13 protein-coding genes and 1 rRNA gene are annotated in these 25303 nt (G+C 73.0%); 11 read left to right on the top strand and 3 right to left on the bottom strand.

Features of this window, described 5'->3' with window-relative positions:
• Positions 1-47 precede the first annotated feature (47 nt).
• Positions 48-164 (top strand): 5S ribosomal RNA (gene rrf / locus B124_RS15365).
• Between the two features lie 73 nt (positions 165-237).
• Here rrf and B124_RS15360 read toward each other — a convergent pair.
• Positions 238-2877 carry a SpoIIE family protein phosphatase gene (locus tag B124_RS15360; RefSeq protein WP_496503384.1) on the bottom strand — a complete coding sequence of 880 codons (2640 nt, stop codon included), beginning with the start codon at positions 2875-2877 and terminating at the stop codon, positions 238-240.
• 346 nt (positions 2878-3223) lie between these two features.
• On the opposite strand from B124_RS15360, the gene B124_RS15355 reads away from it, so the two are divergent.
• From B124_RS15355 to B124_RS15320, 8 genes are all read left to right on the top strand, one after another.
• A complete protein-coding gene (locus tag B124_RS15355; protein ID WP_496503393.1) occupies positions 3224-8614 on the top strand; it encodes a HAMP domain-containing protein in 5391 nt (1796 codons plus the stop codon).
• Positions 8615-8857: 243 nt separating this feature from the next.
• Complete coding sequence (locus B124_RS15350; RefSeq protein WP_496503383.1) at positions 8858-9520, top strand: response regulator; 663 nt, start codon at positions 8858-8860, stop codon at positions 9518-9520.
• Between the two features lie 92 nt (positions 9521-9612).
• Positions 9613-12333: an FtsK/SpoIIIE family DNA translocase gene (locus tag B124_RS15345; RefSeq protein WP_496503382.1), complete on the top strand. Its 2721-nt coding sequence runs from the start codon at positions 9613-9615 to the stop codon at positions 12331-12333.
• Positions 12334-12516: 183 nt separating this feature from the next.
• Positions 12517-13329 carry a helix-turn-helix domain-containing protein gene (locus B124_RS15340; protein ID WP_496503381.1) on the top strand — a complete coding sequence of 271 codons (813 nt, stop codon included), beginning with the start codon at positions 12517-12519 and terminating at the stop codon, positions 13327-13329.
• A 145-nt stretch (positions 13330-13474) separates the two neighbouring features.
• Positions 13475-15058: a 30S ribosomal protein S12 methylthiotransferase RimO gene (rimO, locus tag B124_RS15335; protein WP_496503380.1), complete on the top strand. Its 1584-nt coding sequence runs from the start codon at positions 13475-13477 to the stop codon at positions 15056-15058.
• Positions 15055-15657 carry a CDP-diacylglycerol--glycerol-3-phosphate 3-phosphatidyltransferase gene (gene pgsA, locus B124_RS15330; protein ID WP_496503379.1) on the top strand — a complete coding sequence of 201 codons (603 nt, stop codon included), beginning with the start codon at positions 15055-15057 and terminating at the stop codon, positions 15655-15657. The genes rimO and pgsA overlap by 4 nt, the downstream gene beginning before the upstream one ends.
• On the top strand, positions 15654-16220 hold the full coding sequence (locus B124_RS15325) for a CinA family protein (RefSeq protein ID WP_496503378.1): 567 nt from the start codon (positions 15654-15656) through the stop codon (positions 16218-16220). Before pgsA ends, B124_RS15325 begins: the two co-directional genes overlap by 4 nt.
• 90 nt (positions 16221-16310) lie before the next feature.
• Positions 16311-16679, top strand: coding sequence for a helix-turn-helix domain-containing protein (locus tag B124_RS15320; protein WP_496503377.1), 369 nt, complete (start codon positions 16311-16313; stop codon positions 16677-16679).
• Positions 16680-16799: 120 nt separating this feature from the next.
• On the opposite strand, the gene B124_RS15315 is transcribed toward B124_RS15320, so the two are convergent.
• Positions 16800-17633, bottom strand: a complete 834-nt coding sequence (locus tag B124_RS15315; RefSeq protein ID WP_496503376.1) for an Fpg/Nei family DNA glycosylase — start codon at positions 17631-17633, stop codon at positions 16800-16802.
• A gap of 148 nt (positions 17634-17781) precedes the next feature.
• On the opposite strand from B124_RS15315, the gene B124_RS15310 reads away from it, so the two are divergent.
• Both B124_RS15310 and B124_RS15305 read left to right on the top strand, forming a co-directional pair.
• The gene (locus B124_RS15310; RefSeq protein WP_496503375.1) at positions 17782-19395 is read left to right on the top strand and encodes a sensor histidine kinase; all 1614 of its coding nucleotides are present in this window, start codon (positions 17782-17784) and stop codon (positions 19393-19395) included.
• Positions 19396-19445: 50 nt separating this feature from the next.
• Positions 19446-20099: a response regulator transcription factor gene (locus tag B124_RS15305; protein WP_496503374.1), complete on the top strand. Its 654-nt coding sequence runs from the start codon at positions 19446-19448 to the stop codon at positions 20097-20099.
• 316 nt (positions 20100-20415) lie between these two features.
• On the opposite strand, the gene B124_RS15300 is transcribed toward B124_RS15305, so the two are convergent.
• Positions 20416-25293: an ATP-dependent helicase gene (locus B124_RS15300; RefSeq protein WP_496503373.1), complete on the bottom strand. Its 4878-nt coding sequence runs from the start codon at positions 25291-25293 to the stop codon at positions 20416-20418.
• Positions 25294-25303: the final 10 nt, after the last annotated feature.

Genomic DNA, 25303 nt, shown 5'->3' with positions numbered 1-25303 from the left:
ACCTGTGTGTGCTGGTGTTGGGGGTGTGGGGGATAGTTTCATAGTGTTTCGGTGGTCATAGCGTTGGGGAAACGCCCGGTCTCATTCCGAACCCGGAAGCTAAGCCCGACCGCGCCGATGGTACTGCATGGGGGACCGTGTGGGAGAGTAGGTCACCGCCGAACAAACTTTACGATTCAACCCCCGGACACCCTCCGGGGGTTGAATCATTTCCGGGCCCTCTCGGGGCCCGGCCCGCTACTCCCCGTTTCCTTTCATCTGACCCGGCACTCGCATCGTCAGAATCGCCATGTCGTCCGACGCCGGCTCTGCCGCGAAGCGTTCGACCGTGCGCAGCACCCGGGCCGCGACCGCGCCCGCGGTGAGGCCCGTGCATGTGGTGAGGACGTCGACCAGGCCCTCGTCGCCGAGCATGCGGGTGCCTTCCCGGCGTTCCGTGACGCCGTCCGTGACGCACAGGAGGACGTCGCCCGGGTCGAGGACCAGCTCCTCGCTGTGCAGTTCAAGGTCGTCCATGACGCCCAGCAACGGCTGGGATTCCGTGGCCTGTTCCACCGTGCCGTCGGGGCGCAGGCGGAGCGGGGGCGGGTGGCCGGCGCAGACCGTTTTGAGGACGGCGCTGCCGTCCGGCTGGGGCCAGAGTTCGCCGTAGAGGAGGGTCAGGAAGCGACCGCGGGCGCCCTCGTCGAGGATCGCGGCGTTGAGGCGCTCCAGGACCGCCGGGCCGCCGAAGCCCTCGCGGGCGAGGAGGCGCAGTGCGTGCCGGGCCAGGCCGGTGACGGCGGCGGCTTCCGGGCCCGTACCGCAGACGTCTCCGATGGCGAAGCCGTAGGTGCCGTCCCGGATCTCGAAGAGGTCGTAGAAGTCGCCGCCGACTTCGTTGCCTTCTCCCGCGGGGCGGTAGATGACCTCGACCTCTACGCCGGGGACGTCAGGCAGGCCCGGGGGCAGGAGGCTGCGCTGCAGGGACTGGCTGATGGTGGTGCGCTCGGAGTAGAGGCGCGCGTTGTCGAGGGCGAGGGCCGCACGGCGGGAGAGGTCCTCGGCGAGTTCGAGGATCTCCTGGCGGAAGTGTTCGTCGGTGGGTTTGCCCAGGACGAGCATGCCGATGACGCGGTTGCGCGCGACGAGCGGCAGCACAACGGTTTCGCCTCCGACGGTTGCGGCCGTGGCGAGGGAGGTCTCGGCCTCCTCGGCGAGGGTCGTGTTGCCCGCGATGCTGAGGCTGAGGAACGAGCTGCGCATCGCCAGGGTGTGCGCCGCGTCGCCCGGGCCGCGCCACAGGCGGGCGCCGGGGACGAGGACCGCGTCCGGCGGGTCGATGCGGGAGAGCAGGGCGCGCAGGTCGTCGATGCGCTCCTCGTCCTCGTGCAGGACGTAGCTGAGTTCGGGCTCGGCCTGTTCTGGGAGGGTGTAGACGGCGCACCAACTGGCCAGCGTGGGCACGATCATCTGGGCCATCAGGGCCAGCGTCTGGTCCCGGTCGAGGGTGCCGGCGAGCAGGTCGGAGGCTTCGACGAGGAACGACAAGGAGCCGCGGCGCAGCCGTTCGAGCTCGCCGAGGCGGGCGGATTCGACGGCGAGTGCGATGCGGTCGGCGGCGAACTGGAGCCGTAGCGCTTCCTCGTTGGTGTAGCGGCCGGGGGTCTCGGCAGCGACGCCGAGGGAGCCGGTGAGGCGGCCTTCGACCTTCAGCGGTACGGAGACGACGGAGCGCATGCCGGTGGCGGCCAGCAGGGGTACGGCGGCGGGGTCGGCCATGAGGTCTTCGTGGACGGCCGGCAGGCGGGCGGAGCCGTAGCGTCCGGTGCCGGTCTCGACGGGGACGCGGGCGAACCGCTGGCGGGCGGAGGGCAGTCCGGTGGAGGCGCGTACCTCGAGTTCGGTCTCGTCGTCGGTGGCGAGCAGCAGGTATGCGGCGTCGCCGGCGAGCATGTCCCGGGCGCGCTCGACGGTGCGCTGGAGGAGGCCGTCGAGGTCGTCGGGGGAGGGGGTGCCGATGAACGCCTCGAAGGAGTCGCCGCCGGGGAAGGCGCCGGTGCGTCCCTCGCTGCCGGGGCTGTCGCCTGCGGGGGCGCGCAGCGGGGTCTGCAGGATGGCGCGTTCGCGGTCGCGGACCATGAGGCAGATCGTGGACGGGTCGCCGGCGGAGTCGCGCAGGCGCATGTGCGAGGCGTAGACGGGGATGACACGCCCGTCGTTGCAGCGGATGCCGTACGAGCCCTCCCAGCGGGAGAGCTGCAGCGCCTCGACGAGTCCGGTGCCGGTGCCGGGGGTGTGGGGCCAGGCGGCGAGGTCGCCGAGGGGCTTGCCGAGGACCTTCTCCGGCTCGTAGCCGAAGAGGTCGCGGGCGTCGTCGTTCCACGCGCTGACGAGGCCGCCGCGGTCGATGCGGACGACGGCGACGCGGATGCGCTCCTCGGCGAGGGGCAGCTCGTCCACGGGCAGCTCGGGGCCGGCGGTGCGGGTGCCGGCGGGCGGCTCGGCGACGGTGAGCTGGAACCAGACGCGCTTGTGCTCGGCGGTGTAGTCCACGCCCCAGCGGCTGGCGAGGGCGGCGCAGAGCATCAGTCCGCGCCCGCCTTCGCGGTCGAGGGGCGTGGGCTGGAGCGCGGGGCTGTGCAGCGGCAACTCGCGCTCGGCGTGCCGGTCCGCGACCTCGACCCGTACCGCATCGGCCAATCGGATACACAGGACATCTACGGCCGTACCCGCATGAACTATGGCGTTCGTCACAAGCTCACTGGTCAGTACGACGGCGTCGTCTGTAGCCTCGGGGTAGCCCCAGCCTTGGAGGGTGTCGCGGACGAAGGTCCTGGCCGCGGCGACGGAACGCCCGACCGGCTCGAAGGTGGCCGCAGCCCGCGCGGTGGTCACCAGCTCTCCTCTCGATGTGCCACTCTCCCGGCTGAAGGGATGGACGGCGGATGCCAGGGTACTTACCTTCACCCTGCGGACAGATGCCGGATCCTTCTCTTAACACTCGGAAAGTGCGCCTTAGCCGCCGAACTGTTATGGCCTGCCAGGGCCGGGGTGAAACACTGGGAAGGCTTCGGAGGGAGCCCGAGGCGAACGTCGACCCTGCGGGAGGGACACAGTGGAGTCTGACGCGAGGGCGCCGGGCGTGAGGCCGCGTACGAAGAGCGGGCGCTCCCGGACGCCTTCCGGGACGACACAGGTCGACACGGCGTCGCTGTACCGCCTGCTGGGCGCGCTGGAATCGATGCGCGACGGCAACTTCAGGAAGCGCCTGCGGGTCGGCGGCGACGGCGTGATGTCCGAGATCGCCGAGGTCTTCAACGAGGTCGCGGAGCGTAACCTGCACGTCACCGGTGAGCTGTCCCGGGTGCGGCGGATGGTCGGCCGGGAGGGCAAGCTCGCGGAGCGGCTGGCCGCGGGGCCCTGCGAGGGGTCGTGGGAGGCGGCGGTCGACGCGTCGAATGCGCTGGTCGACGATCTCGTACGCCCCCTGGCCGACGTCGGCAGGGTGCTGACGGCGGTGGCGGACGGCGATCTGCAGCAGCGCATGGACCTCCGGCCGCAGGGGCAGGACGGCGCCCCGCAGCCGCTGCGGGGCGAGGTGCTGAAGATGGGCCGCACGGTCAACGGGCTGGTGGACCAGCTCTCCGTGTTCACCGACGAGGTGACCCGCGTCGCCAGCGAGGTCGGCACCGAGGGCAAGCTCGGCGGCCAGGCGAAGGTCCGCGGGATGTCCGGGTCGTGGAAGGACCTCACGGACTCCGTCAACACCATGGCGTACCGGCTGACGGCCCAGGTCCGCGACATCGCCCAGGTGACCACGGCGGTCGCCAAGGGCGACCTGTCGCGCAAGGTGACCGTGCACGTCGACGGCGAGATGCTGGAACTGAAGAACACGTTCAACACGATGGTCGACCAGCTCTCCGCGTTCTCCTCCGAGGTGACCCGGGTGGCCCGCGAGGTGGGCACCGAGGGCGAGCTCGGCGGGCAGGCGCAGGTCGAGGGCGTCGGCGGGGTGTGGAAGGACCTCACGGACAGCGTGAACCTGATGGCGGGCAACCTGACCGCCCAGGTGCGCGGCATCGCGCAGGTCACCACCGCGGTCGCCAACGGCGACCTGTCGCAGAAGGTGACCGTCAGCGCGCGCGGCGAGGTCGCCCAGCTCGCGGACACGATCAACACCATGACCGAGACGCTGCGCACCTTCGCCGGCGAGGTCACGCGCGTGGCCAGCGAGGTCGGCGCCGAGGGGCGGCTCGGCGGGCAGGCGCAGGTGCCGGGCGCGGCGGGGATCTGGAAGGACCTCACCGACTCGGTGAACACGGCCTTCTCCAACCTCACCCGGCAGGTGCGCGAGTTCGCGCAGGTGACGACGGCGGTGGCGAACGGCGATCTGTCGCAGAAGGTCACGGTCGATGTCTCCGGCGAGATGCTGGAGTTGAAGAACACCGTCAACACCATGGTCGACCAGCTCTCGTCCTTCGGCTCCGAGGTCACGCGGGTGGCGCGCGAGGTCGGCGACGAGGGCGAACTCGGCGGCCAGGCACAGGTGCCGGGCGCCGCGGGCACGTGGAAGGACCTGGTCGACTCGGTCAACACGGCCTTCCAGAACCTGACCGGCCAGGTCCGCAACATCGCGCAGGTGACGACGGCGGTGGCGAACGGCGATCTGTCGCAGAAGGTCACGGTGGACGTTTCCGGCGAGATGCTCCAGTTGAAGAACACCGTGAACACGATGGTGGACCAGTTGTCCTCCTTCGCCGACCAGGTCACGCGGATGGCGCGGGACGTGGGCACAGAGGGCCGCCTCGGCGGGCAGGCGCGCGTCGAGGGGGTCTCGGGTACGTGGAAGGACCTGACCGACTCCGTCAACTACATGGCGAGCAACCTGACCCTTCAGGTCCGTAACATCGCGCAGGTGACGACGGCCGTGGCGCGCGGCGATCTCTCGCAGAAGATCGAGGTCGACGGCCGCGGCGAGATCCTGGAGCTGAAGAACACCATCAACACGATGGTCGATCAACTCTCGTCGTTCGCCGAGCAGGTCACGCGGGTGGCGCGCGAGGTGGGTACGGAAGGCCGGCTGGGCGGGCAGGCACGGGTGCAGGGCGTCGCCGGCGTCTGGCGCGACCTGACGGACTCGGTCAACTTCATGGCCGGCAACCTCACCGCCCAGATCCGCAACATCGCCCAGGTCGCGACGGCCGTGGCGCGCGGCGATCTCTCGCAGAAGATCGACGTGGACGCCCGCGGCGAGATCCTTGAGCTGAAGAACACCCTGAACACCATGGTCGATCAGCTCTCGTCGTTCGCCGACCAGGTGACCCGGGTCGCCAGCGAGGTCGGCACCGAGGGCAAGCTCGGCGGCCAGGCGGAGGTCCAGGGCGTCTCCGGTACGTGGAAGGACCTCACCCAGTCCGTCAACTCGATGGCGAACAACCTGACCTCGCAGGTGCGCAGCATCGCCGAGGTCACCACCGCGGTGGCGCGCGGCGACCTGTCCAAGAAGATCACCGTGGACGCGCGGGGCGAGATCCTCGAACTCGTGACGACGGTGAACACGATGGTGGACCAGTTGTCGTCGTTCGCCGAGCAGGTCACGCGGGTGGCGCGCGAGGTGGGCACGGAGGGCCAGCTCGGCGGCCAGGCGCGGGTGCGCGGCGTCTCGGGCATCTGGAAGGACCTCACCGACAACGTGAACCAGATGGCGGTCAACCTGACCAGCCAGGTGCGCAACATCTCCCAGGTCGCCACCGCCGTCGCCAACGGCGACCTGAGCCGTACGGTCACCGTCGAGGCCCGCGGCGAGGTCCAGCAGCTCGCGGCCACCGTCAACACCATGGTCAAGACGCTGTCGTCGTTCGCCGCCGAAGTCACCCGCGTCGCCCGCGAGGTCGGCACGGACGGCCGGCTCGGCGGCCAGGCCCGCGTGCCCGGCGTCTCGGGCACGTGGAAGGACCTCACCGAGTCCGTGAACTCGATGGCGTCCAACCTCACCAACCAGGTGCGCAACATCGCCATGGTGACCACCGCCGTGGCCAGCGGCGACCTGTCGAAGAAGATCGACGTGGCCGCGCAGGGCGAGATCCTTGAGCTGAAGACCACGATCAACACGATGGTCGACCAGCTCTCCTCCTTCGGCGACGAGGTCACCCGGGTCTCCCGCGAGGTGGGCACCGAGGGCCGCCTCGGCGGGCAGGCGCGGGTGCGCGGGGTCTCCGGGATCTGGAAGGACCTCACGGAGTCCGTCAACCTGATGGCGAACAACCTCACCAGTCAGGTGCGGCAGATCGCCCAGGTGGCCACCGCGGTGACCCGCGGCGACCTCAACCTCAAGATCGACGTGGACGCCTACGGCGAGATGATGGAGCTGCAGGACCACATCAACACGATGATCGTGAAGCTCCGTGAGACGACCATCGCCAACAAGGAACAGGACTGGCTCAAGGGCAACCTCGCCCGCATCTCCGGCCTGCTGCAGGGCCGCCGCGACCTCGCCGACGTCGCGCGGCTCATCATGAGCGAGCTGACGCCGGTGGTCGCCGCGCAGCACGGCGCGTTCTTCCTCGTGCAGCGCTCCGGCGCCGAGGCCGTCGTCGAGATCGGCGCGGCCAGCGGGGACAGCGCGTACGAGCTGCGCATGATCGGCTCGTACGGACACTCCGGGAACGAACTGCCGCACATCCTGCGGCCCGGCGAGACGCTCGTGGGCACCGCCGCGCAGGAGCGGCGCCCGATCGTCGTCGAGAACGTCCCCAAGGGTTATCTGAAGATCGCCTCGGGGCTCGGCCAGGCGCCGCCGGCGCACGTCATCGTGCTGCCGCTGATCTTCGAGGGCCGGGTGCTGGGCGTGGTGGAGCTGGCGTCCTTCCAGCCGTTCACCCAGATCCAGAAGGACTTCCTGGGCCAGATCGCCGAGGTCATCGCCACCAGCGTCAACACCATCAGCGTCAACTCCAAGACCGAGGTGCTGCTCAGCCAGTCCCAGGAGCTGGCCGCGCAACTGCGCGACCGGCAGGGCGAGCTGGAGGTGCGGCAGAAGGCGCTGCAGGAGTCGAACGCGGAGCTGGAGGAGAAGGCCGAGCTGCTGGCCCGGCAGAACCGCGACATCGAGATCAAGAGCGGCGAGCTGGAGGAGGCCAAGCAGGGCCTGGAGGAACGGGCCGAGCAGTTGGCGCTCTCGATGCGCTACAAGTCCGAGTTCCTGGCGAACATGTCGCACGAGCTGCGCACGCCGCTGAACTCCCTGCTGATCCTGGCGAAGCTGCTCGCCGACAACGGCGACGGGAACCTGACGCCGAAGCAGGTGGAGTTCGCCGAGACGATCCACGGCGCGGGCTCGGACCTGCTGCAGTTGATCAACGACATCCTCGACCTGTCGAAGGTCGAGGCGGGCAAGATGGACGTGAGCCCCACCCGGATCGCGCTGGTGCAGCTCGTCGACTACGTGGAGGCGACGTTCCGGCCGCTGACGGCGGAGAAGGGCCTGGACTTCTCCGTACGGGTCTCGCCCGACCCGCCGGCGACGCTCAGCACCGACCAGCAGCGGCTGCTGCAGGTGCTGCGCAACCTGCTGTCGAACGCGGTGAAGTTCACCGACAGCGGCACGGTCGAGCTGCTGATCCGCACCGCCCGGGACGACGTGCCGCAGGCCATCAAGGAACAACTGCTCGAGCAGGGCGCGCTGCGCGACCCGGACGCCGAGCTGATCGCGTTCTCCGTGACGGACACGGGGATCGGCATCCCGGCCAACAAGATGGGTGTGATCTTCGAGGCGTTCAAGCAGGCCGACGGCACGACGAGCCGCAAGTACGGCGGCACGGGTCTTGGCCTGTCGATCAGCCGGGAGATCGCCCGGCTGCTCGGCGGCGAGATCCACGTCGACAGCGAGCCGGGCCGCGGCTCGACGTTCACGCTGTACCTGCCGCTGCACCCGACCGAGCTGCCCGCCCCCGGGCTGCCGGGCATGGGCGCCGCCGTTCCGACCGCGCTCGCGGCGGGCCTGGAGCGGGCCGAGGCGGCGCAGGCCGCCGCCGGCGGCCCGGCCGACGTCGAGGCGCCGCCTTCGGGGCGTACCAGAAGGTCCTCTGACGGGCGCTCAGGCGTCGCGGGGCAACTCGCCGGGCCGGAGGGCGACGCGGGCGCGCGGGACGCCTCAGGGGCGCCCGGAGCCGGTCCGGACGCCCTTCCGGCGGGCGGCGGCGCGCTGGAGAAGGCGGTGCCGCACCGGTTGCCGGCGCCGCGCTTCAAGGGCACGTTCCGCGGCGAGAAGGTGCTCATCGTCGACGACGACATCCGCAACGTCTTCGCGCTGACCAGCGTGCTGGAGCAGCACGGGCTCGCGGTGCTGTACGCCGAGAACGGCCGGGAGGGCATCGAGGTGCTGGAGCAGCACGAGGACGTGGCCGTCGTGCTGATGGACATCATGATGCCGGAGATGGACGGCTACGCCACGACGGAGGCGATCCGCCGGATGCCGCAGTTCGCCGGTCTGCCGATCATCGCGCTGACCGCGAAGGCGATGAAGGGCGACAAGGAGAAGAGCATCGAAGCGGGCGCATCGGACTATGTCACCAAACCCGTGGATACGGACCGATTGCTCACGGTTATGACGGGCTGGATGAGCGGAGAGTAGTCAAATCGCCGTGAATTCCTGCACTTTGATGACTCAGTGTGTCCAAATGCGTGTGAGAACACGGGATTCCGGGAACCAAACTGATCGCAGGCGCGTTGTCGCAGTGTGCACAGTGACAACTCGGTGACAGGGTGTGGCGAGTCTCGAGGTGTGGATACGATGACCGGCACGAGGGCGGGCGGCACGGTGGGCACGTCTTTGGCGACGAGGACCGGCACACCGCCGGGGCGAGGAGGGCAGGCCATGGTGCAGAAGGCCAAGATTCTCCTGGTCGATGACCGGCCGGAGAACCTGCTGGCGCTGGAGGCCATCCTTTCCGCGCTGGATCAGCACCTGGTCCGGGCGTCGTCCGGGGAGGAGGCGCTCAAAGCGCTGCTGACCGAGGACTTCGCGGTGATCCTGCTCGACGTGCAGATGCCGGGCATGGACGGGTTCGAGACCGCGGCGCACATCAAGCGCCGCGAGCGCACCCGGGACATCCCGATCATCTTCCTCACGGCCATCAACCACGGCCCGCACCACACGTTCCGCGGCTACGCCGCCGGAGCCGTCGACTACATCTCCAAGCCCTTCGACCCCTGGGTGCTGCGGGCCAAGGTGTCGGTTTTCGTCGAGCTGTACATGAAGAACCTGCAGTTGCGCGAGCAGGCCGGCCTGCTGCGGCTGCAGCTCGAAGGCGCCCAGAAGGGCAACGGCGACGGTGCCGCGCAGACCGGGCTGCTCGCCGAGCTGTCCGCCCGGCTCGCCGCCGCCGAGGAGCAGGCCGAGGCGCTGTCGAAGCAGCTCAGCGGGGCGAACGCGGAGTCCGCCGTCGTCGCCACCGCCGCGCATCTGGAGCGGAAACTCACCGGGCTGCGCAAGGCGATTGACGCCCTGGAGCCGGGCTCCCGCCCCGAGGCGGAGTAGCCCCGCCGGGCCGGCCGGGCCCGGGCGAGCGGAGGATGCGTACCTGCACGTCCTGCATGTCCCGTGGCTGCGCTGCCGGTAATCTCGCACGTATGGCCTCACGTACCTCTGGCAGCGGCAACTCCCGGCAGCGGTCCGGAGGCAGCACGGCCAAAAAGCCCGCGGCGAAGAAGGCGCCCGCGAAGAAGGCACCGGCCAAGAAGCCGCCGGCGAAGAAGGCGGGCGCGGCCAAGAAGGCGCCGGCCAAGAAGCCCGCCCCCTCGCCCACCTCTGGCGTGCTGCGCCTGCTGCGTGCGATCTGGCGCGGCCTCGCCCGCACCGTCCGCGCGCTCTTCCGCGGCATAGGGCGCAGCTCCCGGGGACTCGACCCCGCCCACCGCAAGGACGGCCTCGCGCTGCTGCTGCTCGGCATCGCCCTGATCGTCGCGGCCGGCACCTGGTCGAACCTGAAGGGTCCCGTGGGCGAGCTGGTCGAGATCCTGATCACCGGCGCCTTCGGCCGCCTCGACCTGCTCGTGCCGATCCTGCTCGCCACCATCGCCGTACGCCTCATCCGCCACCCCGAGCAGACCGATGCCAACGGCCGTATCGTCATCGGCCTGTCCGCCCTGGTCATCGGCGTGCTCGGGCTCGTGCACCTGGCCTGCGGCACCCCCGGCCGCGGCGAGGGCACGCAGACCATCAGGGACTCCGGCGGGTTCGTCGGCTGGGCCGTGTCCCGGCCGCTGGTCACCACCCTGGGCGACGTGCTCGCGCTGCCCCTGCTGGTGCTGCTGACCATCTTCGGGCTGCTCGTCGTCACCGCCACACCGGTCGCGGCGATCCCGGACCGGATCCACTCCGCGGGGGTGCGGCTCGGCCTCGTCCAGCCGCGGCCCGATCCGGCGGCGGTGGCCAAGGCGGCGGACTTCGACGACGACTGGCGCGACGGCCTGGTGCGTTCGGACGAGGACGACGACGCCGACGAGCCCCCGCCGCCGCCGCGCCGCCGCCGTACCCGCAAGGCCGCCCCCGCCGCCCCGGCCCCGCCCGCGCGCCGCGCGACGGCCGGCCACGACTACGGTGGCATGGACCCCATCGACGCCGCCGCCGCGGCGGCCACCGACCTCGACGGCGCCGTGCTGCACGGGGTCCAGCCCTCCCCGCTGCTCGCCGACCTCACCCACGGCGTCGCCGAGCGCACCGGGGCCGTACCGGCGGCGCGCGCGGAGTCGCGCGCGGAGGAGGCCGTACGCTCCGAAAGCCCGGAACGGTCAGTCCCCGACCTCACCAAGCAGGCCGCCGAGCCCGACCCCGCCGCGCTGCCGCCCCGCGCCGAACAGCTCCAGCTCTCCGGCGACATCACCTACGCGCTGCCGTCCCTGGACATCCTTCAGCGCGGCGGCCCCGGCCGGACGCGCAGCGCCGCCAACGACGCCGTCGTCGCCTCCCTCACCCAGGTCTTCACCGAGTTCAAGGTCGACGCCGCCGTCACCGGCTTCACCCGCGGCCCGACCGTCACGCGGTACGAGGTGGAGCTCGGCCCCGCCGTGAAGGTCGAGCGCATCACGGCGCTGACGAAGAACATCGCCTACGCCGTCGCCAGCCCCGACGTGCGCATCATCAGCCCCATCCCGGGCAAGTCCGCCGTCGGCATCGAGATCCCCAACAGCGACCGCGAGATGGTCAAGCTCGGCGACGTGCTGCGCTCGGCGGACGCGGCCGGCGAGGACCACCCGATGCTCGTCGGCCTCGGCAAGGACGTCGAGGGCGGCTACGTCTCGGCGAACCTCGCCAAGATGCCGCACATCCTCATCGCCGGCGCCACCGGCTCCGGCAAGTCCTCCTGTATCAACTGCCTGATCACCTCCGTCATGGCGCGGGCCACCCCGGAGGACGTCCGGATGGTGCTGGTCGACCCCAAGCGGGTGGAGCTGACCGCCTACGAGGGCATCCCGCACCTGATCACGCCGATCATCACCAACCCCAAGCGGGCCGCCGAGGCCCTGCAGTGGGTCGTCCGCGAGATGGACCTGCGCTACGACGACCTCGCCGCGTACGGCTACCGCCACATCGACGACTTCAACGCCGCCGTCCGCTCCGGCAAGGCCACCGCCCCGCCCGGCAGCGAACGGGAGCTGGCCCCGTACCCGTACCTGCTGGTGATCGTCGACGAGCTGGCGGACCTCATGATGGTCGCGCCGCGCGACGTGGAGGACGCGATCGTACGGATCACGCAGCTCGCCCGCGCCGCCGGCATCCACCTGGTGCTCGCCACCCAGCGCCCCAGCGTGGACGTCGTCACCGGGCTCATCAAGGCCAACGTGCCCTCCCGGCTGGCCTTCGCCACCTCCTCCCTCGCCGACAGCCGCGTCATCCTGGACCAGGCCGGCGCCGAGAAGCTGATCGGCAAGGGCGACGGTCTCTTCCTGCCGATGGGCGCGAACAAGCCGGTCCGGCTGCAGGGCGCGTACGTCGAGGAGGACGAGGTCGCCACGGTCGTGCAGCACTGCAAGGACCAGATGGCACCGGTCTTCCGCGAGGACGTCGTGGTCGGCGGGGCGAAGAAGAAGGAGATCGACGAGGAGATCGGCGACGACCTCGATCTGCTCTGCCAGGCGGCCGAGCTGGTGGTCTCCACGCAGTTCGGCTCCACCTCGATGCTGCAGCGCAAGCTGCGGGTCGGGTTCGCCAAGGCGGGGCGGCTGATGGACCTGATGGAGTCGCGCGGGATCGTCGGTCCGAGTGAGGGTTCGAAGGCCCGGGACGTACTCATCAAACCGGATGAAATGGACGGAGTGCTCGCCCAGCTGCGGGGGCAGGATCATCCGTAACGGCGATCGGGGCAACCGGTTCGGCGTCTGATGCGTCACACCAATGGGCCGGGCGGGTGGTCCGCGGTCGGGCAGTACGTCTATCCCGATGGCCCATTAAGTGTGCTCGACCGGTTGGCCGATCCTTTTACAACCCCCCTAGACTGAACCCCCGGCAGGTGGCTCACCCCGAAAGGCGCCCACGTGTCCCTCGGCAACTCCCCCACAGGCGACCGTCCTTCCGTCGGTCGCGCACTTCAGCAGGCCCGTCTTGACGCCAAGCTGTCCGTGGAACAGGTCAGCTTGTCCACGCGTGTGCGCATTCCGATCATCCATGCCATCGAACAGGATGATTTCTCCCGCTGCGGCGGCGACGTCTACGCCCGCGGGCACGTGCGAACCCTTGCGCGGGCGGTCGGTCTTGAGGCCGACGACCTGGTTGCGCAGTACGACGCGGAGCACGGCGGCCGGCCCGCGCCGACGCCCGCCGCGCCGATGTTCGAGGCTGAGCGCATCCGCCCGGAGCCGCGCCGCCCCAACTGGACCGCCGCGATGGTCGCCGCGATCGTGGCCGTCGTCGGCTTCGTGGGCTTCACCGTGTTCAGCGGCGGCGACGAGGACGAGCCGGACGGCTCCTCGGTGGCCGGGGAGCAGCAGGGGTCCGACAAGCCGAAGGACCCCGACTCCGGCAAGGACGCCGCCGAGGACAAGCAGCGCCCGCAGCCCTCGGAGAGCGCGGTGGCGGGTGCCCCGCCGGACAAGGTGACGCTGCGGATCGTCGCGGCGGACGGGCAGAGCTGGATCTCCGCGCAGGGCGCCGACGGGCGCGAGCTGGAGGAGGGCGTCCTCGCCCAGGGCGACTCCGTCACCGTCACCGACAGCGAGAAGATCTACCTCGTCCTCGGCAACGCCGGCGGCGTCGACCTGTTCGTCAACGGCAAGCAGATCGCGGAGGACTTCCAGCCCGGCGAGGTCGAGCGGCTGACGTACACCAAGGGCGATCCCGAGGCCGGCTGACCGGCCCGGCCGGGCGGCGGCGCGCGCCCGGCCTGCGGCAAGGCTCGTACGTCCGTACCCTCGCTCGGCAGTGCTTCGCACGGGCGTACGGAATGCGGCTGGTCGGCGGCGGTTTACGGGCCCGGGACGAAGTAGGCTGAGCCCCATGCCTGAACGCCGTACCGTCGCCCTCGTCACGCTTGGCTGCGCCCGGAACGAGGTGGACTCCGAGGAGCTTGCGGGCCGCTTGGCGGCGGACGGCTGGGATCTCGTCACGGACGCCGCCGCGGCGGACGTCGCCGTCGTGAACACCTGCGGGTTCGTCGAAGCCGCCAAGAAGGACTCCGTCGACGCCCTGCTGGAGGCCAACGACCTCAAGGACACGGGCCGTACGCAGGCCGTCGTCGCCGTCGGCTGCATGGCCGAGCGGTACGGCAAGGAGCTGGCGGACGCGCTCCCGGAGGCGGACGGCGTCCTCGGCTTCGACGACTACGCCGACATCTCGGCGCGGCTGCAGACCATCCTCTCCGGCGGCGGCCACGTCGCGCACACCCCGCGGGACCGCCGCAAGCTGCTGCCGATCAGCCCCGCGGAGCGCCAGGACGCCGCCGCCCGCGGCGCGGCGGCGCTGCCGGGCCACGGCGACCCGGCGCTGCCGGACGCCGCCTCGGACACCACCTCTGCCCCCGCCGACCTGCCCGCCGGCCTCGCCCCCGCCTCCGGGCCCCGGCCGCCGCTGCGCCGCCGGCTGGGCTCGGGGCCGGTCGCCTCGGTCAAGCTGGCCTCCGGCTGCGACCGCCGGTGCACGTTCTGCGCCATCCCCTCCTTCCGCGGCTCCTTCGTCTCCCGGCGCCCCGTCGATGTCCTCGGCGAGACCCGCTGGCTGGCCGGGCAGGGCGTACGGGAGATCATGCTCGTCTCCGAGAACAACACCTCGTACGGCAAGGACCTCGGCGACGTGCGGCTGCTGGAGACGCTGCTGCCCGAACTGGCCGCCGTGGACGGCATCGAGCGGATCCGGGTCAGCTATCTGCAGCCCGCCGAGATGCGCCCCGGGCTGATCGACGTGCTGACGTCCACAGAGAAGGTGGCGCCGTACTTCGACCTGTCGTTCCAGCACGCCGCCCCCGACGTGCTGCGCGCGATGCGCCGCTTCGGGGACACCGAGCGGTTCCTGCAACTGCTGGCGGAGATCCGCTCGCGGGCGCCGGAGGCGGGCGCCAGGTCGAACTTCATCGTCGGCTTCCCCGGCGAGACCGAGCAGGACGTCGAGGAGCTGGAGCGCTTCCTCACCGCCGCGCGGCTGGACGCCGTGGGGGTCTTCGGCTACTCGGACGAGGAGGGCACGGAGGCCGCGGGGTACGGGTCGAAGGTCGCGCCGGAGGCGGTCGCGGAGCGGCTGGCGCGGGTGACGCGGCTGGCGGAGGAACTGACGGCGCAGCGGGCCGAGGAGCGGGTGGGGGAGACGGTGCGGGTCCTGGTGGACGCCGGTTCTGATGCCGGTTCTGATGCCGGTTCTGATACGGGCGACGGGGACGCCGACGACGAGGTCGTCGGCCGCGCGGCGCACCAGGCGCCGGAGACGGACGGCGTCACGCTGCTCGTCGGCTGGACCGCCCGGGAGGCGGCGGCGGGGGCGCTGGTCACCGCCAAGGTGGTGGCGAGCGAGGGCGTGGACCTGGTGGCGGAGCCGATAGGCGAGCCTGATCGGCGGCGGCCCCGGGAGCCGGCCGAGGAGGCCGCGAGATGAGCCCCGCCCCGGCCGCCGGTCAGGCCGGTCTGTGGAACATCGCCAACGTCCTCACCATGGTGCGGCTGCTGCTCGTGCCGGCGTTCGTCCTGCTCATGGCCGCCCAGGGCGGCCATGACCCGGCGTGGCGCTCGTTCGCATGGGCCGCCTTCACGGTCGCCATGATCACCGACCTCTTCGACGGGGAGCTGGCCCGGCGCTACGACCTCGTCACCGACTTCGGCAAGATCGCCGACCCCATCGCCGACAAGGCGATCATGGGCGCCGCGCTGATCTGCCTGTCGGCGCTGGGCGACCTGCCCTGGTGGGTGACGATCGTGATCCTGGCGCGGGAGATCGGCATCACCCTGCTGCGGTTCTGGGTGATCAGGCACGGTGTGATCCCGGCCAGCCGGGGCGGGAAGCTGAAGACCCTGGCCCAGGGCGTGGCCGTGGGCATGTACATCCTCACCCTCACCGGACCGCTCGCCACACTGCGCTTCTGGATCATGGCCGCCGCCGTGGTCCTGACCGTGGTGACCGGCCTGGACTACGTCAAGCAGGCGATCGTGCTCCGCCGCAGGGGGCTGGCCGCCGAACGGGAGCAGAGAGTCCAGTGACCACACAGAACACCGACGGGGCCGCCGCCGGCCTGCTCGCCCTGTGCGAGGACCACGGCGTCACCCTCGCCGTCGCCGAATCCCTCACCGGCGGCCTCCTCGCCGCCGAGATCACCGCGGTGCCCGGCGCCTCCCGGGCGTTCCGGGGTGCCGTCATCGCGTACGCGACCGACCTCAAGCGGGACGTGCTCGGGGTCGACAGCTCACTGCTCGCCCAGCGCGGCGCCGTCGACGGCGAAGTCGCCCGGCAGATGGCCGCCGGGGTGCGCTGGCGGCTGGGCGCCGACTGGGCGGTGGCGACGACGGGCGTCGCCGGGCCGGATCCGCAGGACGGGCAGCAGCCGGGTACGGTCTTCGTCGCGGTGGCCGGTCCCGAGGGGCGCAGCGAGACGCGGTCGCTCAACCTCACGGGGTCCCGCACGGAGATCCGCGCGGCTGCCGTGGGGGAGGCGCTGGCGCTCCTCCGGCGCCACCTGGACGCGACGCCGAAGGGGCAAGACGCACGGAAATACCCGGAAAATCCTGATCAGGAGGCCCCGTATTCCTCGCTTGGCGAACGGTGAAGATGACTTCCGTCGCCGCACTGTCACGGTCCGAGGCGGTACGGTGGAGCAGAGAGGATCCGGATCCGAGGTCCTAGGAGGGAGCCACGCATGATTCTGCTCCGTCGCCTGCTGGGTGACGTGCTGCGCCGGCAGCGACAGCGCCAGGGCCGGACGCTGCGCGAGGTTTCCTCGTCAGCGCGTGTATCCCTCGGCTATCTCTCGGAGGTCGAGCGAGGCCAGAAGGAAGCCTCCTCCGAGCTGCTCAACTCGATCTGCGACGCCCTGGACGTCAGGATGTCGGAGCTGATGCGCGAGGTGAGCGGGGAGCTCGCCCTCGCGGAGCTGGCCGAGTCCGCCGCGGCCACCGAACCGATCCCCGCTCCGGTGCGGTCGTTCACCGTGACGTCGGTGACCGGGATGCCGGACGAGCGGGTCACCATCAAGGCACCGAAAGAGCCCGACCCCGTCGCGGCCTGAGCGAACAGAGCGTGGCACGAGAGCCCGGTCCGCCGCTGGCGGAGCCGGGCTCTCGGCTTGCGCGCTCCCGGCCGGTGCGCTCTGGGCCGGTGCGCTCTGGGCTCCCGGCCGCCGCGGGTCTCACCCGCCCGGCTGGCAGCGCGGGCACCAGTACGTCACCCTCTCGTCCGCCGCATCCCCCTGTGCCCGGCCCCCCTGTGCCCGGCCCCCCTGTGCCCGGCCCCCCTGTGCCTGTCGGCGTATCGCCGTGCCGCAGCGCAGGCACGGGCGCCCCTCGCGGCCGTAGACCCACAGGCGCCGGTCGGGGCGCCGGGAGGGCGTCGTCGTACGGGCCACGCGGTCCCGGTTCGCCTCCAGCAGCCGCTTCGCGGCGGCGACGAGCCGGCCGGGCTCGGGGAGCGCGGCGACCGGGGCGTACGGGCTGACGCCGGCGAGGAAGCACAGCTCCGATTTGTAGACGTTGCCGATCCCGGCGAGATTGCGCTGGTCGAGCAGCGCCTCCCCGAGCGGCCGGGCGGGGTCGGCCAGCAGCCGGCGCTCCGCCTCGGCCGGGTCCCAGTCGGGGCCGAGCAGGTCGGGGCCGAGGTGGCCGGTGATCCGGTCCTCCACGGCGGTGCGCAGCAGCTCCAGCACGGGCAGGCGGTAGCCGACCGCGGTGCGCTCGGCGTTGCCGAGGACCGCGCGGATCTGGTGGCCCGGCCCGCCGCGCCACCGCTCCCCGTCCGCGTACAGCGCCCAGGCGCCGTCCATCCGCAGGTGCGAGTGGAGCGTGAGGCCGCCCTCGACGCGGGTCAGCAGGTGCTTGCCGCGCGGCACGACCTCGCTGACCTCGCGGCCGGTGAGGTCGGCCGTGGCCAGCTTGGGCACGCGCAGGTCGCAGCGGGTCAGCCGGCGGCCCGCCAGCGCCTCGTGCAGCAGGCGGGCGGTGCGCCAGACGGTGTCTCCTTCGGGCACGCACCCCATCGTGCCAGGACGCGGCGCCTACGGGCCTGCCGTACCGGGTGGGGACAGACCCACCCCGGCCAGGGGGCTGCGGGGGCGGTGCCCGGGCTGCCGTGCGGGACACGATGGGCGGCATGATGAGGACAGCAGGGGAGGCGCCATGAGCAGGCTGCGGCCGTACGTGACCGCGCAGGGGCGCGCCGTCGTGCTGGTGGCGTTCGCGCCGCTGGTGAGCCTGGTGGAGGCGGTCATGCTCGCCTCGCTCGTGCTCGCCTTCGGGCTGGGCCTGGTCTTTCTCTTCCCCTGGGCCGTCGGCCTCTCCCGCAGCACCGCCAACCTGGCGCGCGCCGTGACCGGCCGCTGGACCGGGCGGCCGATCCCCGAGCCGTATCTGCCCGCGCCGCCGCAGCCCCGCCCCGGGCCCGACGGCCGCTACCGGCACCTGGGCGTCAGCTACCGCAGCCCCACCCTGCCGGAGTTCTTCGGGCGCGTGGACCGGCTGCTGTCCGACCGCGCGACCTGGCGGGACACCCTGTGGCTGGTCGCCGACCCGGCCGTCGGCCTGGCGATGGCCGCGCTGCCGCTGATCGCCCTCGGCTACGGGCTCTTCGGGATGGCGCTGCCGCTGCTGTGGGACCCGTCGTACCCCGGGGACACGCTCGTCGACTACGCGGGCGTCGAGGTCGCCTCGCAGGGCACGGCCCTGGCGCTGGTGCCGGTGGGCGCGGCGCTGGCCGTGCTCGGGCTGTGGGCCGGGCCGCGGGCGCTGGCGCTGCACGGGCGCTGGACGCGGTCGCTGCTCGCGCCGACGCGGGCCTCGGAGCTGGCGCTGCAGGTCGCCGAGCTGGACCGGAAGCGTACGGCGGCCACCGACTGGCAGGCGGCGGAGGTGCGGCGCATCGAGCGGGACCTGCACGACGGGCCGCAGGCCCGGCTCGTCGCCCTCGGCATGACGGTCTCGGCGGCGGAGGAACTGGTCGACGACGACCCGGCGGCGGCGAAGGTGCTGCTGCGGCAGGCGCAGGAGTCGTCGTCCGCGGTGCTGCAGGAGCTGCGCGGGCTGGTACGGGGCATCCACCCGCCGGTGCTCGCGGAGCGGGGGCTCGGCGACGCCGTACGGGCGCTGGCGCTGGACAGCGCGCTGGACGTCCGGGTCGAGGCCGACCTGCACGGGCACCTGCCCGACCCGGTGCAGTCCGCGGCGTACTTCGCGGTGGCGGAGATCCTCGCCAACGCGGGCAAGCACGCCGGCGCCGACCGGGTGGACGTCGACCTGTGGCACCGCGACGGGGTGCTGCGCGCGACGGTCACCGACGACGGGCGCGGGGGCGCGGTGCCGGTCCCGGGCGGCGGGCTGGCGGGCGTGGAGCGGCGCATCAAGCCGTTCGACGGGGTGCTGGTCGTCTCCAGCCCCGAGGGCGGCCCGACGACGGTGACGGTGGAGATCCCGTGCCCGCCGGGGGAGGAGCGCGGCGGGCCGGAGCCGGCCGGCGCCGCCGGCACGAGGGGTGCGCGGGGGCCGGGCGCGGGGCGCAGGAAGCTGTGGCTGACCGCGCTGGCACCGGTACTGTGTTCCGTCGCGCTGTTCCCGCAGGGGCTGGTCGCGGGGCTGCTGCTGGGCTTCGGCACGGACAACAGGTCGTGGTTCCTGGCGCTGTACATGCCGGAGTCGCTGCGCTGGCCGACCGTGGCGGCGATGGTGGCGCTGGGCCTGGCCGGGGCGCGGGTGCTGCTGCGGCAGTGGCGGAAGAACGGCGCGGCGCAGCGGTGTTGACGGAGGGACGTGCGGCCGTCCCGGCGGGCAGGGCGGAGAGGAGCGGGTCAGTGCGAGTCGTCCTGGCGGAGGACCAGTACCTGCTGCGGGACGGGCTGACGCGGCTGCTGCAGGCGCACGGTATGGAGATCTGCGCGGCGGTGGAGTCCGGTGACGAGCTGCTGGCGGCGCTGCGCGCCGAGCGGCCGGACGTGGCGGTGGTCGACATCCGGCTGCCGCCGACGTTCACCGACGAGGGCCTGCAGGCGGCGCTGGCCGCCCGGCGGGAGCGGCCGGACCTGCCGGTGCTGATCCTGTCGCAGCACGTGGAGCAGTTGTACGCGCGGGAGTTGCTGGCGGACGGCCGCGGTGCGGTGGGGTACCTGCTGAAGGACCGGGTGTTCGCGGCGCGGCAGTTCGTGGACTCGGTGCGGCGGGTGGCCGAGGGCGGTACGGCGATGGACCCGGAGGTCATCGCGAAGCTGCTGGCGAGCAACGCGCGGGACGAGCCGCTGGGGCGGCTGACGCCGCGGGAGCGGGAGGTGCTGGCGGGGATGGCCGAGGGCCGCTCGAACGCGGCGATCGCGCGCCAGCTCTTCCTCTCCGAGGGCGCGGTGAGCAAGTACACGACGAGCATCTTCGCGAAGCTGGACCTCGCCCCGTCGGACGACGACAACCGCAGGGTACGGGCCGTGCTGGCGTATCTGAACGGCCGGGGAGAGTAGGCGACCGGGACGGGCCACGGCGCGTGGTGCGGGACTGCGGGTGCCGGGGGTGGTGCGTCGCGCCTCCGGCGGGATTCGGGTGCGGTTCCGGGCAGAACGGTCGTGGGCGGAGCCGGCCGGGACGACCGGGTGCGGGTCGGCGGCGCACCGGGGGTCACGGCGGGGCCGCAGGTGCGCTCGGCGTAGCCGCCGAGACGGCGCTACGGCAGTCCCGGCGGGCCGTCGGAGGCGCCGCGTGGTGAGCCGCGGACGCCGGCCGGCTTGCTGCCGGTGTTCGGGCAGCCCGGTTGCCGGTGCCCCCGCTGGGTGGGCAGCGTTACGCGCGGATGCGCAGGCCGCGGGGGGTGGCCAGGAAGCCCGCCTGCTCCAGGAGCGTGCCCAGGGGGGAGTCGAGGGCGGCGGTGGCGTTGATGCGCTCCACCGTGGTCGTACGGCCCAGGGCGCCGCCGCGGGCCGCCGCCGCCAGCGCGTCGGCCGCCGCGGCGAGGCGCGGGTCGTCCGCCGGGGGCCAGGCCAGGAGCGTACGGCCGCCGCGCTCCACGTACAGCGCGAGGTCGCCGTCCGCCAGCACCACCAGCGCGCCGGCCTTCCGGCCGGGCTTGTGGGTCGTCCCGGGCGGGGGCTCCGGCCAGGGCAGGGCCGCCCCGTACGCGTTCGCCGGGTCCGCCGCCGCCAGGACGAGCGCCCGCTGTCCGGTCCCGCCTCGGCCGGAGCCCCCGGCGCCGTGCCCCCGCGAAGGAGCGGGCGCCCCGGCGCCGCCTCTTGACCGCCGGCCTGCGCGAGTGCTCAGGGTGCTGCCGCCGTACGCGCCTGCCGGCTCGTCGTCTGCGAACTCGCCGCCGCCCCAGGCGCCGGAGCCGTCGGCGCCGGTGCTCCCGAGGCCGCCCGGCTCCGTCCCGCAGCCTGCGCCGGAGGCGATGCGCTCCCGGCTCGTGGCCACCGCCCGCAGCCGGTCCACCGCGCCGTCCATCGCGAACTGCGCGGCGCCCAGCCCCTCCACGACATACCCGCGGCGGGCCTGGCCCGTCTCCTCGAAGGCCGACAGCACCCGGTACGCCGCGGAGAAGCCGCCTTCCACGCCCTCCGCCGCCACCGCGCCGCGCGTGACCACCCCGTGCCGGTCGAGCAGCGTGTGGGCCAGCGCGTGCGCGCGGTGGGTGGCGTCCGGCTCGCGCTCGGGCAGCAGGGACCAGCGGCCGGAGACCGTCGGCGGCCCGTTCCGCGAGGCCGTGCGTGCGGCGCCCGCGACGGCCAGGCTGCCGTAACGCCCGCGCGGCGTGGGCCGCTTCGCGCGGTGCGCCGTGGCGCCCGCGGTGCGGCCGGAGCCGAGGAGCGCGCGCAGCGGGCCGAGGGTGTCGTTCGTCAGCCGCCCGGACCAGGCCAGGTCCCAGACGGCGTCGGCGAGTTGCGCGTCGGTGGCGTCGGGGTGCGTGGCCCGTACCTGCTCGCCGATCTGCCGGAAGAACAGGCCGTACCCGCCGCTCAGCGCGGCCAGCACCGCCTGGTGCAGCGGCGTGGCCTCCAGCGGATGCGGCTCGTGCAGCAGCAGCGGCGCGGAGTCCGCGGGATACAGGGAGATCCAGCCGTCCTTGCCGGGCAGCGCACCGGCGCCCGCCCAGACCACCTCGCCCGAGTTCGTCAGCTCGTCCAGCATCGTCGGTGCGTACCCCGCGACCCGCGACGGCAGCACCAGCTTCTCCAGCGCCGACGCCGGCACCGGCGCGCCCTGCAGTTGCTCCACCGCCCGGACGAGGCCGTCGAGGCCGCGCAGGCTGTGCGTGCCCAGGTGCTGCCACTGCGGCAGGAACGCCGCGAGCGCGGCCGGGGCGACGGGCTCCAGCTCCTGGCGGAGCGCGGCCAGCGACCGGCGCCGCAGCCGCCGCAGCACCCCGGCGTCGCACCACTCCTGGCCGACGCCCGCCGGATGGAACTCGCCCTGTACGGTCCGGCCGGCCGCCGCCAGCCGGTGCAGCGCGCCGTCGGTGACGGCCGCACCCAGGCCGAAGCGCGCCGCGGCCTGCCCGGAGGTGAACGGGCCGTGCGTGCGGGCGAAGCGCGCCAGCAGGTCGCCCAGCGGGTCGGCCACCGGCTCCGTGAACGCCTCCGGCACGCCCACCGGCAGCGCCGTGCCCAGCGCGTCCCGCAGCCGGCCGGCGTCCTCGACCGCCGCCCAGTGCGGTGTCCCGGCGAGCCGCACCCGGATCGCCCGGCGGGCGCCCTCCAGCTCCCGCACCCACGACGGCTCCGCGCCGCGCTCCGCCAGCTCCGCGTCCGTCAGCGGACCGAGCACGCGCAGCACGTCCGCGACGCCCTCGGCGTCCTTGAGCCGCCGGTCGTCCGTCAGCCACTGCAGCTCGCGCTCCAGCTCCGCCAGCACCTCGGCGTCCAGCAGCTCGCGCAGCTCCGCCTGCCCCAGCAGCTCGGCGAGCAGCCGGGAGTCCAGCGACAGCGCCGCCGCCCGGCGCTCGGCCAGCGGGGAGTCGCCCTCGTAGAGGAACTGCGCCACGTAGCCGAAGAGCAGCGAGCGGGCGAACGGCGACGGCTCCTGCGTCGTCACCTCCACCAGCCGCACCCGGCGGTTCTCGATGTCGCCCATCAGCTCCGTGAGCCCGGGGACGTCGAAGACGTCCTGCAGGCACTCGCGCACCGCCTCCAGCACGATCGGGAACGAGCCGAACTCGCTGGCCACCTGAAGCAGTTGGGAGGCGCGCTGGCGCTGCTGCCACAGCGGCGTGCGCTTGCGCGGGTCGCGGCGGGGCAGCAGCAGCGCGCGGGCCGCGCACTCGCGGAACCGGGCGGCGAACAGCGCGGAGCCGCCCACCTGGTCGGTGACGACCTGGTCGACCTCGCCCTTGTCGAAGAGGACGTCGGCCGCGCCGACCGGCGACTGCCCGTCGTCCCCGGCCGCATCCGGCGCGGCGCCGCCGCCCGCCGGGTCGACGTCCAGCAGGTCGAGGCCCATCAGGTCGGTGTCGGGCAGCCGCAGCACGATGCCGTCGTCGGCGTGCATCACCTGCGCGTCCATCCCGTACCGCTCGGCGAGCCGGGCGCCGAGGGCCAGGGCCCACGGAGCGTGCACCTGCGCGCCGAACGGCGAGTGCACCACCACCCGCCAGTCGCCCAGCTCGTCCCGGAAGCGCTCCACGACGATCGTCCGGTCGTCCGGTACGTGCCCGCAGGCGGCGCGCTGCTCCTCCAGGTACGCCAGGACGTTCCCCGCGGCCCACGCGTCAAGACCCGCCGCCGTCAGCCGCTCCTGGGCCGCCTGCCGGTCCAGGCCGCCGAGCTCCCGCAGGAACGCGCCCTGCGCCCGCCCCAGCTCCAGCGGCCGGCCCAACTGGTCGCCCTTCCAGAACGGCAGCCGGCCCGGCACCCCCGGCGCGGGGGAGACCAGCACCCGGTCCCGGGTGATGTCCTCGATGCGCCAGGACGTCGTGCCCAGCGTGAACACGTCGCCGATGCGCGACTCGTAGACCATCTCCTCGTCCAGCTCGCCGACCCGGCCGCCGCCCTTCTTGGGGTCCGCCCCGGCGAGGAAGACGCCGAACAGACCGCGGTCGGGGATCGTGCCGCCGGAGGTGACGGCGAGCCGCTGCGCGCCCGGGCGGCCCTTGACCGTCTGCGCCACCCGGTCCCACACCAGCCGCGGGCGCAGCTCGGCGAAGGCGTCGGAGGGATAGCGCCCGGCGAGCATGTCGAGCACGGAGGTGAATGCCGACTCCGGCAGCGCGGCGAACGGCGCCGCCCGCCGCACCAGGGCCAGCAGCTCCGTCACGTCCCACTCGTCCATCGACGTCATGGCGACGATCTGCTGCGCCAGCACGTCCAGCGGGTTGGCCGGGACCCGCAGCGCCTCGATGGCGCCCTCGCGCATCCGCTCCGTGACCACCGCCGACTGCACCAGGTCGCCCCGGTACTTGGGGAAGACCACGCCGCGCGAGACCGCGCCCACCTGGTGCCCCGCGCGGCCCACCCGCTGCAGCCCGGACGCCACCGAAGGCGGCGACTCGACCTGCACCACCAGGTCCACCGCGCCCATGTCGATGCCCAGCTCCAGACTGGACGTGGCGACCACCGCCGGCAGCCGCCCCGCCTTCAGGTCCTCCTCCACCTGCGCGCGCTGCTCCTTGGAGACCGAGCCGTGGTGCGCGCGGGCGATCACCGGCGGCGCGCCCTGCGCCGCGCCCGACTGGGCCATGATCTCGGCGGGCGGCGGCGCGTCCTCGGCGAGAGTCGTGGCGGAGCCGCGCACATCGACAGGTGTGCCCACCGCGCGCTCGTACGCGATCTCGTTGAGCCGGTTGCACAGCCGCTCCGCGAGCCGGCGCGAGTTGGCGAAGACGATCGTCGAGCGGTGCTCCTCCACCAGGTCGACGATGCGCTCCTCGACATGCGGCCAGATCGACGGCCGGTCGGCCCCCGCGCCGTCGTCCTGCACGGGCGAGCCGCCCAGCTCTCCCAAGTCCTCGACGGGCACGACCACCGACAGGTCGAACCGCTTCTGTGACGGCGGCTGCACGACCTCCACCCGCCGCCCCGGCGACAGGAACCTGGCCACCTCCTCCACCGGCCGGACCGTCGCCGACAGGCCGATGCGGCGCGCCGGCCGCGGCAGCAGCTCGTCCAGCCGCTCCAGGGAGAGCGCGAGGTGGGCACCGCGCTTCGTCCCCGCCACGGCGTGCACCTCGTCCAGGATCACGGTCTCCACCCCGGCGAGCGCGTCCCGCGAGGCGGACGTCAGCATCAGGAACAGCGACTCGGGCGTGGTGATGAGGATGTCCGGCGGGCGGTTGGCGATCGAGCGGCGCTCGGCCGCTGGCGTGTCACCCGATCGGATGGCGACCCGCACCTCCGGCTCCGGCCGGCCGAGCCGGACGGCCTCCTGGCGGATGCCGGTGAGCGGGCTGCGCAGATTCCGCTCGACGTCCACGGCGAGCGCCTTCAGCGGCGACACGTACAGCACGCGGCAGCGTTTGCGCGCCTGCGCGGGGGGCGGGGCGGACGCCAGCCCGTCGAGCGCGGAGAGGAACGCCGCCAGCGTCTTGCCCGAGCCCGTGGGCGCCACGACCAGCACGTCGGAGCCCTCGCCCAGCGCCCGCCAGGCGCCTTCCTGGGCCGCCGTGGGCGCGGCGAAGGCGCCCTCGAACCACGCCCGCGTCGCCGGGTCGAACGTCTCCAGCACCGATCTCGCCATGTGAACCATC

Source organism: Streptomyces sp. CNP082 (assembly GCF_059570535.1).
Note: the sequence above shows the minus strand (reverse complement) of the source record. Positions and strands in the feature narration are given on the sequence as shown.

Bases quoted from the DNA above. Each gene is read 5' to 3' on its own strand.
- B124_RS15355 (WP_496503393.1), top strand. From the start codon at position 3,224: ATGCGCGACGGCAACTTCAGGAAGCGCCTGCGGGTCGGCGGCGACGGC.
- B124_RS15350 (WP_496503383.1), top strand. From the start codon at position 8,858: ATGGTGCAGAAGGCCAAGATTCTCCTGGTCGATGACCGGCCGGAGAAC.
- B124_RS15345 (WP_496503382.1), top strand. From the start codon at position 9,613: ATGGCCTCACGTACCTCTGGCAGCGGCAACTCCCGGCAGCGGTCCGGA.
- rimO (WP_496503380.1), top strand. From the start codon at position 13,475: ATGCCTGAACGCCGTACCGTCGCCCTCGTCACGCTTGGCTGCGCCCGG.
- pgsA (WP_496503379.1), top strand. From the start codon at position 15,055: ATGAGCCCCGCCCCGGCCGCCGGTCAGGCCGGTCTGTGGAACATCGCC.
- B124_RS15320 (WP_496503377.1), top strand. From the start codon at position 16,311: ATGATTCTGCTCCGTCGCCTGCTGGGTGACGTGCTGCGCCGGCAGCGA.
- B124_RS15310 (WP_496503375.1), top strand. From the start codon at position 17,782: ATGAGCAGGCTGCGGCCGTACGTGACCGCGCAGGGGCGCGCCGTCGTG.
- B124_RS15300 (WP_496503373.1), bottom strand. From the start codon at position 25,293: ATGGCGAGATCGGTGCTGGAGACGTTCGACCCGGCGACGCGGGCGTGG.